The following is a 19,660-nucleotide window of genomic DNA, read 5'->3' on the forward strand; positions in this document are numbered from 1 at the left end:
AGAGGAGTGGGATGGAATGCAGGCAAGATTGTTATTGGAGAACGGGACATTGTTTACAGGGTTGGCTTTTGGAGCAGAGGGTGAATCTACAGGTGAAGTTGTATTTAATACAGGGATTACAGGGTATCAAGAAGTGCTTTCGGATCCTTCTTACTGTGGTCAAATTATAACGATGACTTCTCCGCTAATTGGTAACTACGGGATTACGCGTGACGATTTCGAGTCGGTAGCTCCATTTATCCATGGGTTTGTCGTTCGTCGTCATGAACCAACACCAAGTAACTGGCGTGCAGAGTACAGCATTGACGATCTGCTGAAAGAACACGGCATCGTAGGTATTAGTGAGATCGATACGCGTATGTTGACTCGTATGATTCGTAGCCACGGTACAATGAGAGGCTTACTAACAACTTCTTCTGCTTCTGTAGCAGAGTTACAAGAAAGATTAACGGGTAGTGAAATTTTGAGAGATCAAGTAGCGCGCACATCTACTAAATATACGTACAGTAGCCCTGGATCGAAAGAACGGATCGTACTTGTGGATTTTGGCGCTAAAAGTGGGATTCTACGTGAGCTTACTGCACGTGGTTGTGATGTAGTAGTAGTTCCTCAAGACACTACTGCGGAGCAAATCAGTCGTTTACATCCAGATGGTATTCTGTTGTCTAATGGTCCTGGGGACCCGAAAGATGTACCTCAAGCTGTAAAAACAGTATCTGAGCTTCTTGGGAAATACCCAATGTTCGGCATTTGTCTAGGACATCAATTATTTGCTCTAGCTTGTGGTGCAGATACGGAGAAATTGAAGTTTGGTCACCGTGGAGGTAACCATCCTGTGAAGGAGTTATCAAGCAATCGTTGTTATATTACATCACAGAACCATGGTTACACGGTTAATCAGGAGTCTATCCGCAATACAGACTTAGAAGTTACGCATATTAATAACAATGATAAGTCTATTGAAGGTCTGAGACATAGTAGCTATCCAGCATTCTCAGTACAGTATCATCCGGAAGCGGCACCTGGACCCCAAGATAGTAGCTATCTGTTCGACGAATTCCTGCAAATGATTGCGGATCATAAAATCAAATGCCCAGCTAAACCGCGTCAAGCCGAATTAGCCGCAGCCGTGAAGGGAGCATTACAAAATGCCTAAAAATAATCAACTTAAGAAAATACTCGTTATCGGATCAGGTCCGATTGTCATTGGTCAAGCAGCTGAATTCGACTATGCTGGTACACAGGCCTGTCAGGCTCTAAAAGAAGAGGGCGTAGAGGTTGTATTAATTAACAGTAACCCTGCAACCATTATGACCGATACGAATATGGCGGATAAAGTATATATTGAACCCATTACGCTAGAATTTGTTACGCAAATTATTCGTCAAGAACGTCCTGATGGATTGCTTCCTACACTAGGAGGTCAAACTGGACTTAATATGGCGGTAGAATTAGCCCGTGCAGGCATTCTAGAACAAGAGAATGTGAAACTGCTAGGAACGCAGCTTGAATCGATTGAGAAAGCTGAGGATCGCGATTTATTCAGAGATTTAATGCGCGAACTGGATCAACCTGTTCCGGAGAGCGATATTGTAACTACCCTTGAAGAAGCTCTCGCTTTCGCGACTCAGATTGGTTATCCGCTTATCGTTCGTCCTGCATACACGCTGGGTGGAACGGGTGGAGGAATTTGTGATACAGAAGAAGAATTACGTGAGACGGTTGTCTCCGGGATTCGTTACAGCCCAATCGGACAATGCTTGATTGAGAAGAGTATTGCTGGACTGAAGGAAGTAGAGTACGAAGTTATGCGTGACGCAAACGATAACTGTATCGTCGTATGTAACATGGAGAATTTCGATCCAGTGGGCGTTCATACTGGGGATAGCATCGTAGTTGCACCTAGCCAAACGTTATCAGATCGTGAGTATCAAATGCTTAGATCCGCATCTCTCAAAATTATTCGCGCATTGAATATTGAAGGTGGATGTAACGTACAGTTTGCACTAGATCCGCAAAGCTATCAATATTATGTTATTGAAGTTAATCCACGTGTAAGCCGTTCATCGGCGCTAGCTTCAAAGGCGACCGGTTATCCAATTGCTAAGATGGCAGCAAAGATCGCTATGGGCTACACGCTCGACGAAATTATTAACCCAGTAACGGGACAAACTTATGCATGTTTTGAGCCAACACTTGATTACATTGTAAGTAAAATTCCACGCTGGCCGTTTGATAAATTTATTCACGCTAACCGTAAGCTTGGAACTCAAATGAAAGCAACTGGCGAGGTCATGGCGATCGGTCGTACTTTTGAAGAATCTATTCATAAGGCTATCCGTTCGCTAGAAATTGGCGTTCATAGATTCCATCTTGAGGGTGCAGAAAAACTGAGCGAAGACGTGCTCAATGAGCGTCTTGTTAAAGCAGATGATGAAAGAATGTTCTTGATTGCTGAAGCTTTCCGTCGCGGTTATACGCTTCAACAAATTCAAGATTTAACGAAAATTGACTGGTGGTTCCTAGATAAAATCGAGGGAATTATCAACTTTGAGACCTTAATTCAAGAAGAAAAAATACTCTCTTATGAGACGCTCTATCAAGCGAAAAGACGTGGATTTACGGATAAATCGATTGCAGAAATTCGCAAGCAGAACCCAACTACGAGTAAGCATGTCTCTGAAGCGGAGGTTCGTGAATTCAGATTAGGCCATAAGTTGCGTCCCGTATACAAAATGGTAGATACATGCGCAGCAGAGTTTGAAGCTTCAACACCTTACTATTACTCTACTTATGAGACTGAGAATGAAGTGATCCAGACGTCGAAGGAGAAGATCATCGTATTGGGTTCAGGTCCAATTCGGATCGGTCAAGGGATTGAGTTCGATTATTCGACTGTTCATGCGGTGTGGGCGATTCAGAAGGCGGGCTATGAGGCTGTTATTATTAATAACAATCCAGAGACGGTGTCTACAGACTTTAACACATCGGATCGACTCTACTTTGAACCTTTATTCTTCGAAGATGTTATGAATGTGATTGAGCAAGAGAAACCGGTTGGCGTTATTGTCCAATTCGGAGGTCAAACAGCGATTAACTTAGCGGCACCACTGAGTGCTGCAGGTGTTAAAATATTGGGTACGAGTCTAGAAAGTATCGATGAGGCGGAAGATCGTAAGAAGTTTGAAGCCTTACTAAACCGTCTAAACATTCCTCAACCGAATGGTAAAACAGTAACTTCTGTTGGAGAAGCTGTTGCAACAGCAGATACAATCGGTTATCCAGTACTGGTTCGTCCTTCTTATGTACTAGGTGGACGTGCCATGGAAATTGTATATTCTGATGCGGAATTGCTTAATTACATGGAACATGCGGTGAAGATTAATCCTGAACATCCTGTATTGATCGATAGCTACATGATGGGTAAAGAAGTAGAAGTGGACGCGATCTGTGATGGCGATACTGTATTGATTCCAGGGATTATGGAGCATATTGAACGCGCAGGAGTACACTCAGGTGACTCGATTGCAGTCTATCCTCCACAGCATCTAGCAGATCATTTGAAAGAAAAAATCGTGAACATCACGATTAAGATTGCTAAGGAGCTCAAAACGATTGGTCTCGTTAACATCCAATTTGTTATCTATAAAGATGAAGTGTACGTGATTGAAGTGAATCCACGTTCATCACGTACGGTTCCTTTCTTGAGTAAAGTAACAACCATTCCAATGGCTAATCTAGCTATGCAGGCTATTCTAGGTACGAAGCTGAAAGATGCAGGCTACCAAGAAGGACTATGGCCTGAAAGTAAATATATTTCTGTGAAAGTGCCTGTATTCTCCTTCGCCAAATTACGCAGAGTAGATACTACGCTAGGACCTGAGATGAAGTCCACAGGCGAAGTTATGGGACGTGACCTTCAGTACGCTAAGGCGCTCTATAAAGGGTTGATTGGTGCAGGTATGAAAATACCGGCGACAGGAGCGATCATTGCGACCGTAGCAGATAAAGATAAGGAAGAAGCGGTAGAACTTCTAACAGGCTTTAAGAGACTAGGTTATAAAATATATGCTACCGGTGGAACGGCACAAGCTCTGAATGATGCTGGACTCGATGTAACAACGGTTCTTAAACTGAGTGACGATGGAACGCCGAATATTCTAGATCTAATCCGTAATGGTGAAGCACAGTTTGTATTTAACACATTGACCAAAGGTAAATTGCCACAACGTGATGGGTTCAGAATTCGTCGTGAGGCGGTAGAGAATGGCATCGTATGTATGACTTCACTGGATACAGTAAGAGCATTACTTATTATGCTAGATACCATCAACTTCTCATCCCAAGCAATGCCAGCATTTATTGGGCAATAAGGAGAGGCGTGTGGAATCTATGAATAATGAATATAAGAACATGGCAGGTCGTCTGATCGTGGCACTGGATTATCCAGATGCCACACAGGCTTCTCTCTTAATAGATCAATTACAGGGAATTCCCTGTTATATAAAGGTCGGGATGCAGCTATTCTATGCTGCAGGCCCGGACTTTGTGCGGGAACTGAAGTCTAAGGGGTACTCAGTATTCTTAGATTTGAAAATGCATGACATCCCTAACACTGTACGGGGTGGTGCTGAGAGCATCACTCGTCTTGGTGTGGATATGTTTAATGTTCATGCCGCGGGTGGGACTCAAATGATGCAGGCGGCATACGAAGGGATGGTTACTGCACTTGCTAGCGATCCTTCCCTTAAGAAGCCACTGATCATTGCGGTAACACAACTAACGAGTACAAGTCAGTCTGTATTAAATGATCAGATTGGTGTAACAGGTAATATTCAAGACGCGGTTGTAAGATATGCGAAATTAACAGCTGAAGCAGGCCTTCAAGGAGTTGTAGCCTCTGCGCAAGAAGTTCCGTCCATTGGTAAAGCTTGTGGCAGCGACTTTATTACAGTAACGCCAGGCATACGGCCAGCTGGGAGTCACATAGGCGATCAATCGAGGGTGCTTACGCCTGGAGAAGCAATAAGACAGGGAAGCCATTACATTGTCGTGGGACGTCCAATTACAGCGGCTACGAACCCGCGCGAAGCAGCAGAACTAATCATTGAGGAGATGATCCAGTCGTGAGTCAATTGACAGAAATTCCTGAAGTAATCGCGAAATATCTATTACAGATTGAAGCTGTAGCCTTGAGTCCTAAAGAACCTTTTACTTGGACATCTGGTATAAAATCTCCCATTTATTGCGATAATCGTTTGACGATGTCCTACCCTGAAATTCGCGATTACATAGCGGAATCTTTCGCTGCGGTCATTCGTGAGCAGTATCCAGATGTAGAAGTGATAGCAGGTACAGCAACAGCAGGGATTCCGCATGCTGCTTGGGTAGCGCAGAAGCTAAATCTACCTATGGCCTATATTCGAGATAAGGCTAAGGGACACGGTAAACAGAATCAGATTGAAGGTCTTATCAGCGCTAACCAGAAGGTGGTTGTCATTGAAGATCTAATCTCTACTGGAGGAAGCTCACTGAAGGCGGCGCTAGCTGTCAAAGAAGCAGGAGGGCTGCCATTGGCTGTGTTGGCCATATTCAGCTATCAGCTTGATCAAGCTGTTACTGCCTTCTCAGAGGCGGGTATACCGCTTCAGAGCTTGTCTAATTACGGTGCTCTAATGGATGTTGCCTTAGAACTTGGGAAAATTGAAGCAGAAGATATAGAATCGTTGAAGGCGTGGAGAGTAGATCCTACATCTTTCGGAGTATAAATGTGATTTTTATTGAATATTAGAACACAAGACTTGCCCAACTCATAGGATAGAGGGGTGAGTCTTTGTGTTTAGTTAGCATCTATTTCTAGAGTGTCTTGAAAGAAAAAATATCCATGGCCCTAGATGAATGATCGCCTCAACCTTAGGTAACAATAGCCATCGACACCTTATTTAATCATCATGAGAAAGAGGGATAGGATATGCAGTGGATATATTTCGGTAAGCTGTATAAGACTGAATTTCAGGCGGGCTGTCTAGCAAAGCGATTGGAACATGATGGCTGGATTTATGGATATGATGACCCAAGATCTGTAGAAATTTTTCGCTCACGACGGGGTCGTTTTGGAGTTCGATTTATTCCTTGATGAAAAATGCTTGACTTATTAGGTACAGATATAGTATATTAATTCTTGTCGCTAATTCATTAGTGTTCTGACGCGGGGTGGAGCAGTCCGGTAGCTCGTCGGGCTCATAACCCGAAGGTCGCAGGTTCAAATCCTGCCCCCGCAACCAATTAAACCTGCCATTATTTTTTCGTGGTTTACATAATTATTTAGGGCCTTTAGCTCAGTTGGTTAGAGCGGTCGGCTCATAACCGATTGGTCGGGGGTTCGAGTCCCTCAAGGCCCATACGCCAAAAACCCTTGTATATCAAGGGTTTTTTTGTTTGTCTTATACCTTTATCATATTAAAAATGAATAAGAATAAGACGTTGTTATTGATGTGCTAACGCATAATTGAGAGAATATGAGCAATTGTACCAATTTATTGAGTATTGAGAAGGGCTTAACTACATAAAGCACAAACCACTCAGCTTCCCTTTCTTGGGCTTGTGTAAATTCCGGTGCTTGGAATCATTATAGATAATGTTTTTACCAATACTGAATTAATGACACTTTTTATCGGAAATACAACCTAATATTAAAATACTATAGACTAATATTTAATCATGCATGATTCTAAGTAGTAAATATTTGTTAATATTGTATAGAAATACAACAAAAGGTTAACTAAATCTGATTTTCGAAAGGATTATTATATGGATATTGATTTTTTAAGTGGGTTTCAAAGAGTAATAAGATTAAAGGATTTGGAAGCATGGGATATCAAGTTTAACGACAAGGATTGTAGGATCATTCTTGTTGATGAGCAACGTCCAAGTACCGATGATGATTTCCCTTGGCTGGAAGAGGGAATTGGGGAGGACAGAAGAGAAAACCACATAACAGCTTACGTATATTCTTCTTATCATTTAGAAGAGATTGATGAAAAAATATTTTACCAAGTTGCCGAACGTCTCGCGGATCATGTTGCATTAGCACATTGTAATGTAACGGTTCTCTTTAAAAATGGGGATGATTATGATACTGCTTTAAATGAGTTATTACGTATCAAAGGCTATCAGGAATATAACTCAACACCGCTTAGAAATTTTTTTGGTTTATCTCAGGATTAGTCAGCACTAATAAATGTTATTGAATAGGAGTGAAAACATGAAAAAATTATTTGTTTTTGTTTTAACCGTAGTGTTTGCCTTTACAATTTTGGTCCCACAATCTAGAGTGCAAGCTCAAGAAAGTCAATCGGGCGAGGTTCAGATTCCAGATGAGGTTCTCGAAGCTCTACCGGAAGAGCTGCGTGAAATTTTAACGGGTAGAATGATCACAAAAGAGCAGTATGAATTATATCTTGAGCTGATAGAAAAAGAGAATAGCGAATAGGTAAGTGAATCTGTGAATGACACTACTGGTTGTAGCACTAGTCGTGACCCCTATACCAGGAGATGAATATGTTGCTTGGGCCTATTTCTTAAGGGCTATAGCTTAAGATTCATAAGTCTTATAGTTTCATCTGAAAATTTTCGGCTGTCTTTGACTAGGAAATAATTAATTTGTAACATTCCACTGGATGTATGGTGTGATATCTTTATATTGTGGAGATGGCGAGAATGACACGTACAGCTGTTAAAAAAACAGCATCAAAATGGGCGTAAATCTTCTCGCCTTTTCTATGTTAACCCAGTTAATAAATCACTATATGATTCAGGTCGATAAGATGGAGGAAATCCTGGGGGAATGGGAATGATTGAATGATAATCGTCTTAGTGTTAGCTTTAAATGTATGTTTAACCACAGTCTAACAAACATTCACTTTAATTTCTATTAATGATATCGACATTTGAATAGTGAGTGCTGTAGGGTGTTTTTTTGATTAGTAATGAAATTTCCCTGAGCAGATCTGGAGGATGCCCTTAAGATTGCTGGATACCTATTATTTGTGTTAAGGATTTGAGTCTTGGATGCAAATACAAAAAAATATACAACTAATCCCATTGGGCACCAATCCTTTAGGATTTTTTGCACTCATTAAAGAACGTTAGTTCGCATAAGCTACAAACGTTCTTATGCGGAGTGAGCATGATGCCAATAAAGTATCTAGGGAAAATCGTCAAGATCATATATACAGATCAATCAGGCAAAGATTACACAGCGGAGAATTGAAGTAATACTGTCCGAAGGGGAATGATCAGACGAAGGGCAGAAAACAGCATGACGGTATTGTATTGTTGGTCTGTGAGCCTGCTCACGCTTGACCCTCACCGAAATACAAATAGACTTAACATGTCCTTTTTCATAAATGAGTGATTTAGAAAAAATCAGATGTCATAACGGACAAAGTCTATCCCATATGCCTAAAGTAAGTGCTTTTTTACAAGGGAGGGATAGGGGTGGATGCATTTGTTGCCCGATCATTAGATGAGATACGGTTTTGGTCTAGGATCATGAAGGAACATTCATTTTTTCTTGGGTTAGGTTTTAGAGCTGAAGATACTAAACTTATTAAAGAAGCTCATCAGTTTCACGCTATTTTTGAGAATATTGAGAGAAGGTCGTATGAATTTAATAACGACACAGATCCGTATACAATCAGAGAGTTTAACACAGAGGTTCGGAATGCAGCGACTCATATTTGGGCGTTTAAGAGAATGGTACTGGGCCTTATATTGCAATGCAAACTTCCGGGACAAACAAATTTCCCCTTGCTGGTGGATCATATAAGTCGGGAAGCGAATTATTTCAGAAACCGCTTAGAAGAACTCAACTTAGGGAAACTCGAACCCTTACCCGATGCTATTATTGATGAAAATATCTTTTTCTTAAAGATTATGGCCGATCATGCTAAATTTATTGGTCATCTACTTGATCCCTCTGAGCGTAAGTTGGTAGAACAAGCACGGGACTTCAGTAATGATTTCGATACGCTGATGTTCCAAGCGATTGACTTAAGTCATATGCGACCACAATCTCAAACGGTCCCGCTACTAAGTCAATTTGTTGATGAAAACCGAGTTTCCGTTAAATCTTTGCGTGATTTCAAGAAAACAGCTCGTGATTTAATCGAGGAATGTCGAATAAAAAGTATTATTCATCCTTTGCTAGCGGATCATGTATTCCGTGAAGCTGAACGATTCCTTTTTATTCTCGATATGTTTGATCAGTCTTTATCCGGCGCTAAGGTAAACAAGAAAGAAATAATGCATTGATTCCTGGTTGATTTATATGAAAATAAAACCCACAGAATTTCTCTGTGGGCTGACATTTATGCTAGAATATCTAAGTTTCTTCCTAGATTAGGAGCAACACTTTTTTCAAGCATTTGTACGAGGTTATTGCCTTGGATCTCTACTTGATCTTTGGATATAGTTAGTAACTTGATTCCAACAGCTTGTGACAATGAAGCTTGGTTCATCGAGATAGATAATGCTGCGATATCCATAATACACCTCCCTTACCTATATATCGACATATGGGAGCATATCATGATATTTAATATAATTTTTAAAAAAACTTGTAATATATCGGCTAGTATTATATAATAAAAAAGCTGAAATTGACAATAGATTGTTCTCAGCAACACAGCTTCTATAAGCTGTACGTACGTCTTATTATGCCGGAGTGGCGGAATTGGCAGACGCACAGGACTTAAAATCCTGCGGTAGGTGACTACCGTACCGGTTCGATTCCGGTCTTCGGCATCCTTGATACATAAGGGTTTTTCGAAAAAACCTTGTTTTTGAACCAGCTTGGGAGAGAGCTTTTTATCGAGTTCTCTCCTGCAGTTCTCTCCATTTCCCAGAGGAGAGAACAAGAAAAAGATCGCATGACTCTCATGAATTATTGAGGGTAATGCGATCTTTTCTTTTTTTGATTTAAAGATCAGAACATCGCTCATTGTTGATGCTGAAGATACTTTGGAGCTGTACTCCAAATGAGAATAGGTGTTGGCAGGTTTTTCGCGGTATCCGAGCTTATCAAGATAGATAGACCCCTCATAATCGGTGCAGTAATGCTATTCTATTGTTTTCCTATATGATTCTTTCGATATTGAAGTGGCGAGATATCAAATTTTTGTTTGAATGATCTGGAGAAATACGGAACCCAATTATAGCCACAAAGTTCAGCTATTTTTTGTATAGAATAATCAGTTTTGAGTAATAGATCTCTCGCCTTTTCTAACCTGTATTCCTTTAAATATTCCATGGGTGTATATCCGTAATATTGTTTTAAATACTTGGCAAGCGTATTCTCATGTAAATTAAATTTAGCAACTAAAGTTTCGTTTGTAATCTCGTTATTAAAATTATCCCGAATAAATTGTTCTACTTTTTCAGCAATTAAAACGCTTATATCCTTTGCATTATCTTGTCCATCTAAGAGATTTAATAGAGAGAAAAATCGTTGCTGAATATCCCAGAAGGTTATTTCTGTATCTTTTTTTGTTGTACCCACTAGTAATTCTTGTATTTTTTCGTATATATCATCCGTATCAATGAGCTGACTCTTTTTAGAAAGATGAATGGTATGAAATTTATTGTGAAAATGCAGTGAAGGAATAGGAATATTGGATTCCAGTTGTCTTGGTTGATTACTTTGTACGTAGTTACCAGTGGTAAAAAAGTGAATCCAATAAAACTTTGTTATTTCATCTGTTGGTTTTAATGGATAATGATGATTGTTAGGTAATAAGACCAACATTTCATCTTTTCTAATTGTATAATTTATCCCCTCTTCTCCTAAGTACAAAGCCCCTTCTTTGACGAGGATAATATCGAAATATTCCAGGTTTTTTCTATCCGGATGCAAAGTGCCTATGTCGTACTCAGTTAAATTCCCTTCGATAAATATGGGGAAAGGTGGAATAGCGATAGAGATAAATAAATTGTCATTCATTGAATATCCCCCTCTCTTTCTAAGGCTGTCATGCTAATTACATAATATCACTAAAAGTGAAAAAGTATAAAAAGATATTGTAATCGTTTATTTAATTATTAATAATTTTTATTATACTTAATAGTAAGCGGTTGCATTAATCGTTTTCATCTCAGTAAATAGCTATTATCCACGATATTCTAAATATTTATATGAAATAAGGGGGTTACTTAGTGGAAAACCAAAGATTTATGATGGAGTTCAATACAAATGGAAATGTATCAAAATTAATCCTGAAGAATGACCCACACAAGATGAATTGGGTTGTCGATGAGAGTTATTTAGAACAAGTAAATTATGATGATAAGGATAAATTGTTCGGGAATTTCACTATTTCTATAAACGATAAAAAGGTTAACAGTAATGAGATTCATGGAAAATTGAGTCTATTCGAAGAATTGGCAACGGTAACATATGTTTTGGATGATGTAGATGTCCTTTTTACTTATGATTTGAGTCAGTCAGTGGACTCCTTATTTTGGACAATTGAATTAATCAATCGTACAAATAGTGATGTTTACATTTCTGATTTTAGAGTTTGGTCATCATTTGCTTATGTCATGTATCGCATGAACGATTTAGATATGCAAACAAGTCATTCAACGGCTGTTTTTCCATCTATATCGCAAAACTTCACTAAAATGGCCTGTGTGCGAAGAAGCAATAATGCACCACATCTGGGTATCTACCAGCTAAATGGCGAAACTAAATCCGTAGGAACGTATTGTGAATATGAAAATCTTTTTTTTGAAAACGTTTCCCCTTCATTGGACGGTATTTTATTCCACCAATTAGTTTTTGCAGGCGGATATCCTGAAGGATTTACGAATTCCGATTGGATCTATTCTAAAGATGGATTTTTAGTGAAATCGGAGGAAAAAAAGAATTGGCAATTTGTGCTTGATGAGTTTGATGATCAAGAGGATTTCTATCAGGTAGGTAAGAAATATGGACATCCTATATATCATTTTGAACCGCTTGCCATAACCAATCAGCCCTATGATTTCTCTTTTAGTCTACCTGGCAATATAGCTTTAAAGGATGCTTATGTAGAGTACAGAGATTTAAATGATGTTTGTAAGGTGCGAAATCTAATGTCATATATCTATAAAAATGGAAGTGATTATAAATCCGCTTTAATTTTTGAAGAACCAGGTGAACATAAAGTTTCAATAGAACTGGATAACAGTAAGATTGATAACATTATTATTAATGTGATGAAACCTATACAAAGCATTATCACCAATAGGGCGCAATATGTCAGCAATGTACTCTATAGCGGTCCAGAGGGTGACATACCGTACTCTTATTCCCCGATTTCCAATCAAGGAGAGTCGTTAGGGAAACTGAGTTTTATCTTGAAAAAGAATTTATTGGGCGTAAGCCCTGATATTTCCGAAGTGCAAAAGGTAGAAGAAAGTTGTGTTAACTACATTCGGCCGAAATGGTTTGTTAATGGAGACTTTTTAAAACCTGCCTACCTTTATGGTGATTTCTATCGATGCATGGATTTCGAATATATAGGCCATGTTTTCTATTTGTTATCGCGGTTTGAGCCAAAGATATTAAAACATAACAGTCCTGATACGTATTTAGTGTGGGCGGCAGAAGTATTCAGACTGCGTGTGAATCCTGATTTGCACCAGACAGCTAGAGGAAAAGAAGAAGCACAAATGTTGGGCACTTTCTTCTTATATATCAATGGTCTGCTAGATGAAATGAAAAATCGAGGATTAACAGATAAGTACAATGAAATATATGCATTATGGACAGACCTGGCTGCGAATGTCGCCAAAGACAGTGAGTCTTATAAAGCAGCGGTAACTGAACATTTTTATGATAACGCTGGATTTGGTCCAGCAGCTGGCGCATTAGCAAGTTCCGGCCATATTAATGCTGCTAAAAAGTACGGAGAGTTATTGCTTGCCAACATAGGTTTCTCAAATGATTTTAGAGCACAGAATCCGGATCGCTGGTGGGAATCACTTTCTTATATGGTTCACTCCTTGTGGGGTGGTTTAACTGCTGCTGCGACTCTTAAAGTATACGAGGAATTACATGATACTCGTTATTTAAAGGCTGCTTATAGGGCTACTGTAGGAATTTTATATTGTTATGATACGGATGCAAAAGCTACGGACCAGAGGTTGAATACCGGTGAGGCGGCATCGACATACAGTGTTGGGGGGCCGAATATGAATCGTCCCGACTTATCAAGAAATCGGTTTGGACAATCAACATTTTATAGAGATGGCGGAATCTTTTCGAAGTTGTTCAGCAAAGAAGAAGAAACTTCTGATTGGGATATGGGAGAGGAACTTGCAGCCTATCTTGATGGATTCGGCAAAAAAACCTTCTTGTATGAAGAAGGAGATCAAATAAAAGTAATGAATGGCTGTATTGAATATACAGATCAGGGACTTCTAATTCATAGCTACGCTCCATATCCAACCGAATATCACTTTTATGCTGCTGATTCACATTTCATTTCTCAGGAGGGTGAAATTGTGAGAGAAATTCTTTATGCAGAAGGCCGCTTTATATGTAAAATGCAGGGGGCGAAATAAAATGGAAAATGCGATAAAAGTCGAAAAAACAAATAATGGTGATACAAAGCCATCGAAATTATCATTAAAGCGAATATTGGCTTTCGCTAGTACCGATACAGCAGGAAACCTACTCTACTGTACTCTAACAAGTTATATCATGTATTTCTATACGGATGTATTTGGAATTTCAGTAGCGGCAGCAGGAATGATTTTACTTGTAGCACGGTTTGTCGATGCTCTTGATGCTCCTATTTGGGGAATTGTTATTGATCATACGCGTACAAGATGGGGACAAAGTCGTCCCTACTGGTTATGGCTTTCTGTTCCTTTTGGAGTTTCTGTTTTTCTAGCCTTTCTAGTTCCAGATATATCAATAAGTGCAAAAACGATTTATGCACTGGTCACTTATATTTTAGCGGGTGTTATTTATACAGGGATTAGTGCTTCGATGTCGTCTGCACTTCCAAATCTGACATATGATTCGGATGAAAGAGTCACTTTAAATTCTTGGAGAAGCAACGGGGGCATGATCGGGTATCTAATTACGGCTTCACTTACACTCCCGTTGGTTAGTTTCTTTGGAAATGGTGATGACAAATTAGGATTTAGTGTTACTGTTGGGATCTTTGCAGTTGTAGCTATCCTGCTGCTTCTCTTCGCTTTTACTGGAACGAAAGAAATTGGTACGACAGAGAAAGCTAAATCCATTTCTATTCGTGAGAGTTTTCGTGCTATTAAAGGGAACTGGCCATGGATTATATTAGTTATAGCATTCATTTTCTACTGGTTAGGAAACACAGCTAGAGCATCGACAGTGATATATTATAGTGAGTATAACCTGGGACATAAGAATTGGGCTTCTATTCTAAATGGTCTAGTGGTTGTCCAAATGATTTCTATCACACTATTGCCATTTATAGTTAAACGTTTCATTAAATCTCACACACAAATAATTGGGTTTTCATTGGCAGCCATAGGACAAGTTATTATTGCGTTCGCTGGAAGTGACCTTACGATGATTATTATAGGTTGGATAGTTTCTTCACTAGGTACGGGTATAGCAGTGACTTTGCCTTTTGCAATGCTTTCAGATACAGTCGACTATGGCGAGTGGAAGAGTGGCATTAGAGCCAGCGGATTTTTGACAGCAGTTGGAATTTCTTTCTGCATTAAGTTGGGATCGGGATTAGGTAGTTTTATTCCTTCCGTCATTTTAGATGCTGCAGGTTATGTGGCAAATCAGACACAGACGGCTCAATCATTAGCGGCCATTAAGTTTTGCTTCACCTGGCTACCAGCAATATTCTTTGCGTTTGGAGCCATTATTATGTTTAAATACGTTAAATATGAAAAAAATGAAAGCAAGATTAGACAGGAATTGGAGGCAAAATTGGGCACGAAAGGTTAATTTTCTCTAAGGTGAAGCCTGGCGAGATGTACCCGGAAACCTACGACTCATGCTCCACCGTCTAAATCCGATTCTGGAGCTGGTAAATCGCCAGCTCCGGAATCGGATTTTTGAGTATGTTAAGTTCAATCGCAACATGCAGTGTTTGTATAGATTTTGAATGCTTTTTGAGTGATAGGGCGGCTACACCATGTATAATTGTACCGTCGCTGATGAAGTTTAAATGACCTATGATAGCTGATATCGTGAAACCGGTGAAAGGGAGTTGGGGTCCAATGCAAGGCATTTATCATTACTAGACCGAGGAGGGAGTTATGTCTATAATGATGTAGTCATACTTTACTTCATGGGTTCCAGCAGAGATGTACAGCATATAGAAAGGAGGATATCTCATGTTCGGTAATGATTGGGACGACATTCTACAAGATGAAATGAAAGAGCCTTACTTTCAAGATTTACAGGAAACAATAAAGAAGGAATACAAAGAACATACGGTGTATCCTCCTCTGGATCATTTATATGAAGCCCTTAGGTTGACGCCTTACCAAGAGACGAAGGCTCTAATATTAGGTCAGGACCCTTATCATGGTGCAGGACAAGCTCATGGGCTTAGTTTCTCCGTTCTACCTGGGGTAAGAATTCCGCCTTCATTACGAAATATGTACAAAGAACTTCATGATGATCTAGGTACTGAGATACCGAACCATGGATGTTTAACGCATTGGGGTCAGGAAGGGGTACTTCTACTTAATACGGTACTTACTGTGCGAGAGGGTCAGCCAACGTCTCATCAGGGACTGGGATGGGAGCTTTTTACGGATGCGATTATTAAGAAGTTAAATGAAAGGGAAGAGTCATTGGTATTCATTCTGTGGGGAAGTCATGCCATTAGAAAAGCACAGTTAATTAATTCAAATATACATAAGATTGTGCAGTCTACGCACCCAAGTCCATTAGCAGCATATCGTGGATTTTTAGGAAGTCGTCCCTTTTCACAATGTAATGAGTTCTTACAATCTATAGATAAAGCACCGATTGACTGGGCTATCCCTAACCTTTAGGCTGGTTAACAGAAATTATGGGGCTAGCTCATCTTTTGCTACAATATTTCCGATATATTGAATAGAATAAGAACTTTTATTAAGATGGAGAAGATGTAGACAAAGGAGAGAAGTTCATGAATCGTAGTACCCGATTGTCCAAACTACTTGTGGCTCTTATGATGCTAGTAGCTTTAGTTATTCCTGCGGGGACGGGATATGCTGAGGAAGTAATCACTTCATTAGAGTATGACAATCCAGCTGATATTGAAATTTCACTTGGCGTTGAGGGAACCTCTGTAAGAGTATGGGGTGTGAATTCGATAGAGGAGACTAAGCGAGAATACTCCGATAAAGTCGAATGGTCATTGACTGATGATAAGATTATAAAGGTTGAAAAGGGTGTGATCACGCCGCTTGAAGAAGGGACAGTGACTCTTACCGCGAAATATCAGAAATTTCAAGTCAGTAAACAAATCAAGATTACGGCATCCAAAATAGTAGAAAAGGTAGTGAAGCTCACAGCTTCTCAGAACAGCTATAGCCTATTGGCTGGCAGTGAGCAGAAGCTGCCTGTCATTGAGGCAGAGCTTGAGAGTGGTACGAAAGTGGATGTATCGGACAAAGTAAGTTGGGTATCCACATCTACTAAAATCGTCACGGTTAAGGATGGTAAAGTCAAGGGTGTATCTATTGGGAAAACCACAGTTAAAGCGATGTACTCTGGTAAATTTGTCAAAGTACCGGTTGCTGTTGATGAGAAGATAACCTCACTAACAGTTCAGAATAAGAATATTGTTCTAATCGCTGGGAAGTCCATAGCGGTGAAAGTGACGGGTATGAACTCTGCAGGTACAAACATAGTATTATCAAGCAAAGTGAACTGGGTCTCATCTAATACGAGTGTGGCAACGGTTAAAGGAGCGGCTGTAAAGGCTGTTGCAAATGGAACAACAACGCTGACTGGTTCATATCAAGGTATTGAGGTCACCGTGAATGTTAGTGTAGTTCCAAAGTTGCTGAAGTTAACCTTCTCTCCAAGTCGTATTAACGTTATTGTTGGCGGTGAGCAGCAGCTCCCATCCGTTCAGGCTGTATATGCAGATGGGACGAAATTAGATGTGTCAGATAAAGTGAGTTGGGTATCTACATCGACAAAAGTAGTAACGATTAAGGATGGGAATATAAAAGCTGTATCTAAGGGTAGAGCGGCAGTGAAAGCTACATATCTAGGTAAAAATATTAAGATACCCATCACGGTTGAAGAGAAAATAACTTCTCTTAAAGTGGAGAATAAGACTGTAGAGCTAACTATAGGTAAGACTAAACCTATTAAAGTAACGGGGCTGAACTCTGCTGGAGAGAGCTCTGTATTATCTACTAAAGTGAACTGGGTTTCGTCTAATACGAGTGTCATTACCGTTAAAGGTGCGACGATCAAGGCGATAGGTACTGGATCTGCTACGCTTACGGGTTCATATCAAGGTATACCTGTTACGGTAAGTATCAGTGTTGTACCCAAAACGAAAACGAAATAACTTAAGAATGCCCCCTTCATTGCAATCAACTTGCAACGAAGGGGGCATTTTTTCTGTAATGTTCAGAATTCTATTCAATGATTTCTTCGATCTTTTCGGATAGAAATAACCCGTAAATACGAACAACAATGATTTTGACAATCATGTATGCAGGGATGGCAAGGATGACACCCATCAATCCATAAAAATCAGCACCTATTAATAGAAGAATAACAGTAGTCAATGGATGGATATCAAGCTGTTTACCATAAATTATAGGAGATAATATATTATCTTGAATTTGTTGAGTAATGATAATAATAATAAGTGACCAAAAGGCGATCGTTGGTGATACGGTTAGTGCCACAATAACGACTGGAACCGTCGCTAGTAGAGCACCTATATAAGGAATAAGATTAAGAATCGCTGATATGAGAGCAAGAAGTAGAGCGTATGGAAGACCTATAATTAAGAATCCAATATACATCATGACACCTAATATAAGATTCAGAATTACACGACCTACAATGAAATTACTGATAGCGCTATCTATTTCCTCACATACCTCTTTACCGTCCTTTCGGTAACGTCTAGGAAGCAAATGTAGCACCTTAGGAGCAAGTTTATTGCTCTCCTTGAGCATGTAGTAGAGAATGATTGGAATCGTCGCTAGAACAATGACTACGTTCGATACAACAGTCACTAAGTTTGCGATCGAGTCCGTGACGACTGAAATTAGACGGTTTACATAGTTAGAAATGTTAGCGGTAATTTCTGATTGGGTTGGAATGATTCGCGATAAGAATCGATTGTTCTGATATTTATTTAATTGTTTCTGTAGATCCTCCATTAAGCTTGGCGTATTTTGAATGAAGGTAGATATTTGTTCTTGTAGCGTTGGCCATACAAGGATAAAGAAGAGCGCAATGAGGCCTGCAAATACGAAGTAGATAAGTAAGATAGCCAAGCTCCTATTCATTTTTCTGTGATCAAGATAATTAACGATTGGACGCAGTAAATAAAAAAGAAAGCCCGATAATACGATGGGAACCAGGAGCAGGTTGAAGATGGATACAAGGGGTATGAATAAGAAATTTACTTTGTAGCTCAAATAAATAATTAATAAAGTAGCAATAATACTAAGACACGTGCGTAAATACTTACTCTGTAGCATAAGAACCCCTCCGATTTCGATCTATGTATAAATAAATTCATGTATTGTCACCTTTATCTCTTTTTAACCAAATTTGAGGAAGTTGATTCAATGTGTCGCTAATAAGCCATCATTAGACCATCGTAGAAGGTAGAATAGATGAAGAAAGGAAGGCGAATGATCGCCTTCCTTTCAATACTAATAGTTAAATCTTACCAACATCTGTGGTGGCGTCTTCTGTGGCGACGTTTTGCAGTAACAAGCACTTTTTGACCTGGACGTAAGGAAATTTTAATAGCTCTTCTGGAAGAATGTCTTGACATGTGAATCACCTCCTAACTAACAACAATTTATGAATGAGTGGTGTAAAAAGTGTGGGGGGAATTCAAAATAGGGTGATGCCATGCTTCAATCTCCTCGTGAAGTACTTCGGATTAACGCGACATCGCTTGATCCCGTACCGAAAAGTATGGAATCCGATTATATCCTGTTGTTTCCAAGGGATCGATATCCCGAAACAGCATCTCACATACAGGAGGCAATTGAAGCAGGGCACTCTGCAATATGTCAATCGATCGATCTGGGGCTGAGGAGAGTCGTAATGAATCTTTAAAGGGGATAGCTACCAAGAAAGGCTATGATCGTGACGAGTGGCCTATGGCCATGTGCGCTGAAGGTGGCGTCGGCGCAGATATAGAATACATAAGCCCAAAGGATAATAGAGGTGCTGGATCTTGGGTTGGAAATCAACTTGAGAATTATGTGGAGGGTGCACGAGTGGAATTTATATTTGAGTGATACATAAGGACGTGTCTGGGTATAGAATACTTAGAAACACTTGATGCTTTTTCGGTATGGCGTGCCCAGAGGCACGCATTATCTAGTTGGTGAAAGTCCAACCGAAGGAGGGACCAAGCCACCTTCGTAGCTAGGATACCTGCGTATGGCGAAA

Annotated in this window: 15 protein-coding genes, 3 tRNA genes and 1 pseudogene; 16 read left to right on the plus strand and 3 right to left on the minus strand. The window is 39.7% G+C overall.

The features are described 5' to 3' along the window. Window positions 1-16: 16 nt before the first annotated feature. From carA to J2T13_RS03260, 10 genes are all read left to right on the plus strand, one after another. A complete protein-coding gene (gene carA, locus J2T13_RS03215) occupies window positions 17-1,156 on the plus strand; it encodes a glutamine-hydrolyzing carbamoyl-phosphate synthase small subunit (protein WP_429368265.1) in 1,140 nt (379 codons plus the stop codon). Then, complete coding sequence (carB, locus tag J2T13_RS03220; RefSeq protein ID WP_429368267.1) at window positions 1,149-4,373, plus strand: carbamoyl-phosphate synthase large subunit; 3,225 nt, start codon at window positions 1,149-1,151, stop codon at window positions 4,371-4,373. Before carA ends, carB begins: the two co-directional genes overlap by 8 nt. Window positions 4,374-4,392: 19 nt before the next feature. Beyond that, window positions 4,393-5,130: an orotidine-5'-phosphate decarboxylase gene (pyrF, locus tag J2T13_RS03225; protein ID WP_429368327.1), complete on the plus strand. Its 738-nt coding sequence runs from the start codon at window positions 4,393-4,395 to the stop codon at window positions 5,128-5,130. After that, complete coding sequence (gene pyrE / locus J2T13_RS03230) at window positions 5,127-5,768, plus strand: orotate phosphoribosyltransferase (protein WP_429368269.1); 642 nt, start codon at window positions 5,127-5,129, stop codon at window positions 5,766-5,768. Before pyrF ends, pyrE begins: the two co-directional genes overlap by 4 nt. A 203-nt stretch (window positions 5,769-5,971) precedes the next feature. Next, on the plus strand, window positions 5,972-6,136 hold the full coding sequence (locus tag J2T13_RS03235) for a hypothetical protein (RefSeq protein WP_429368271.1): 165 nt from the start codon (window positions 5,972-5,974) through the stop codon (window positions 6,134-6,136). 71 nt (window positions 6,137-6,207) lie between these two features. After that, window positions 6,208-6,284: transfer RNA gene (locus tag J2T13_RS03240), tRNA-Met, on the plus strand. 43 nt (window positions 6,285-6,327) lie between these two features. Continuing rightward, window positions 6,328-6,401, plus strand: a tRNA-Ile gene (locus J2T13_RS03245). A 409-nt stretch (window positions 6,402-6,810) separates the two neighbouring features. Further along, window positions 6,811-7,227, plus strand: a complete 417-nt coding sequence (locus J2T13_RS03250; RefSeq protein ID WP_429368273.1) for a hypothetical protein — start codon at window positions 6,811-6,813, stop codon at window positions 7,225-7,227. 37 nt (window positions 7,228-7,264) lie between these two features. Then, a complete protein-coding gene (locus J2T13_RS03255) occupies window positions 7,265-7,492 on the plus strand; it encodes a hypothetical protein (protein WP_429368275.1) in 228 nt (75 codons plus the stop codon). Between the two features lie 1,007 nt (window positions 7,493-8,499). Next, window positions 8,500-9,315 (plus strand): DUF2935 domain-containing protein, encoded by an 816-nt coding sequence (locus J2T13_RS03260; protein WP_429368277.1) that lies wholly within the window; start codon window positions 8,500-8,502, stop codon window positions 9,313-9,315. 56 nt (window positions 9,316-9,371) lie between these two features. On the opposite strand, the gene J2T13_RS03265 is transcribed toward J2T13_RS03260, so the two are convergent. Continuing rightward, entirely contained in the window at window positions 9,372-9,548 is a 177-nt protein-coding gene (locus J2T13_RS03265; RefSeq protein ID WP_429368279.1) for a YjfB family protein, read from the minus strand. A gap of 173 nt (window positions 9,549-9,721) precedes the next feature. Between J2T13_RS03265 and J2T13_RS03270 the strand changes: the two genes are divergently transcribed. After that, window positions 9,722-9,807: transfer RNA gene (locus tag J2T13_RS03270), tRNA-Leu, on the plus strand. A gap of 319 nt (window positions 9,808-10,126) precedes the next feature. On the opposite strand, the gene J2T13_RS03275 is transcribed toward J2T13_RS03270, so the two are convergent. Continuing rightward, window positions 10,127-11,002, minus strand: a complete 876-nt coding sequence (locus J2T13_RS03275) for a helix-turn-helix transcriptional regulator (protein ID WP_429368281.1) — start codon at window positions 11,000-11,002, stop codon at window positions 10,127-10,129. 212 nt (window positions 11,003-11,214) lie between these two features. On the opposite strand from J2T13_RS03275, the gene J2T13_RS03280 reads away from it, so the two are divergent. The 4 genes from J2T13_RS03280 to J2T13_RS03295 all read left to right on the plus strand — a co-directional run bounded on the left by J2T13_RS03280 (window position 11,215) and on the right by J2T13_RS03295 (window position 17,576). Continuing rightward, window positions 11,215-13,608 carry a hypothetical protein gene (locus J2T13_RS03280; protein ID WP_429368283.1) on the plus strand — a complete coding sequence of 798 codons (2,394 nt, stop codon included), beginning with the start codon at window positions 11,215-11,217 and terminating at the stop codon, window positions 13,606-13,608. Window position 13,609: 1 nt separating this feature from the next. Beyond that, window positions 13,610-14,998: a glycoside-pentoside-hexuronide (GPH):cation symporter gene (locus J2T13_RS03285; protein WP_429368285.1), complete on the plus strand. Its 1,389-nt coding sequence runs from the start codon at window positions 13,610-13,612 to the stop codon at window positions 14,996-14,998. Window positions 14,999-15,390: 392 nt separating this feature from the next. Then, complete coding sequence (gene ung, locus J2T13_RS03290) at window positions 15,391-16,059, plus strand: uracil-DNA glycosylase (protein ID WP_429368287.1); 669 nt, start codon at window positions 15,391-15,393, stop codon at window positions 16,057-16,059. 116 nt (window positions 16,060-16,175) lie between these two features. After that, on the plus strand, window positions 16,176-17,576 hold the full coding sequence (locus tag J2T13_RS03295; RefSeq protein WP_429368289.1) for an Ig-like domain-containing protein: 1,401 nt from the start codon (window positions 16,176-16,178) through the stop codon (window positions 17,574-17,576). A 70-nt stretch (window positions 17,577-17,646) separates the two neighbouring features. Here the strand turns inward: J2T13_RS03295 and J2T13_RS03300 are convergent, their stop codons facing one another. Continuing rightward, the gene (locus J2T13_RS03300) at window positions 17,647-18,729 is read right to left on the minus strand and encodes an AI-2E family transporter (RefSeq protein ID WP_429368290.1); all 1,083 of its coding nucleotides are present in this window, start codon (window positions 18,727-18,729) and stop codon (window positions 17,647-17,649) included. Between the two features lie 382 nt (window positions 18,730-19,111). Between J2T13_RS03300 and J2T13_RS03305 the strand changes: the two are divergent. After that, window positions 19,112-19,506: pseudogene (locus J2T13_RS03305) on the plus strand (hypothetical protein). Window positions 19,507-19,660 lie beyond the last annotated feature (154 nt).

Source organism: Paenibacillus sp. DS2015 (assembly GCF_050433705.1).
Lineage (GTDB): Bacteria > Bacillota > Bacilli > Paenibacillales > Paenibacillaceae > Paenibacillus_AQ.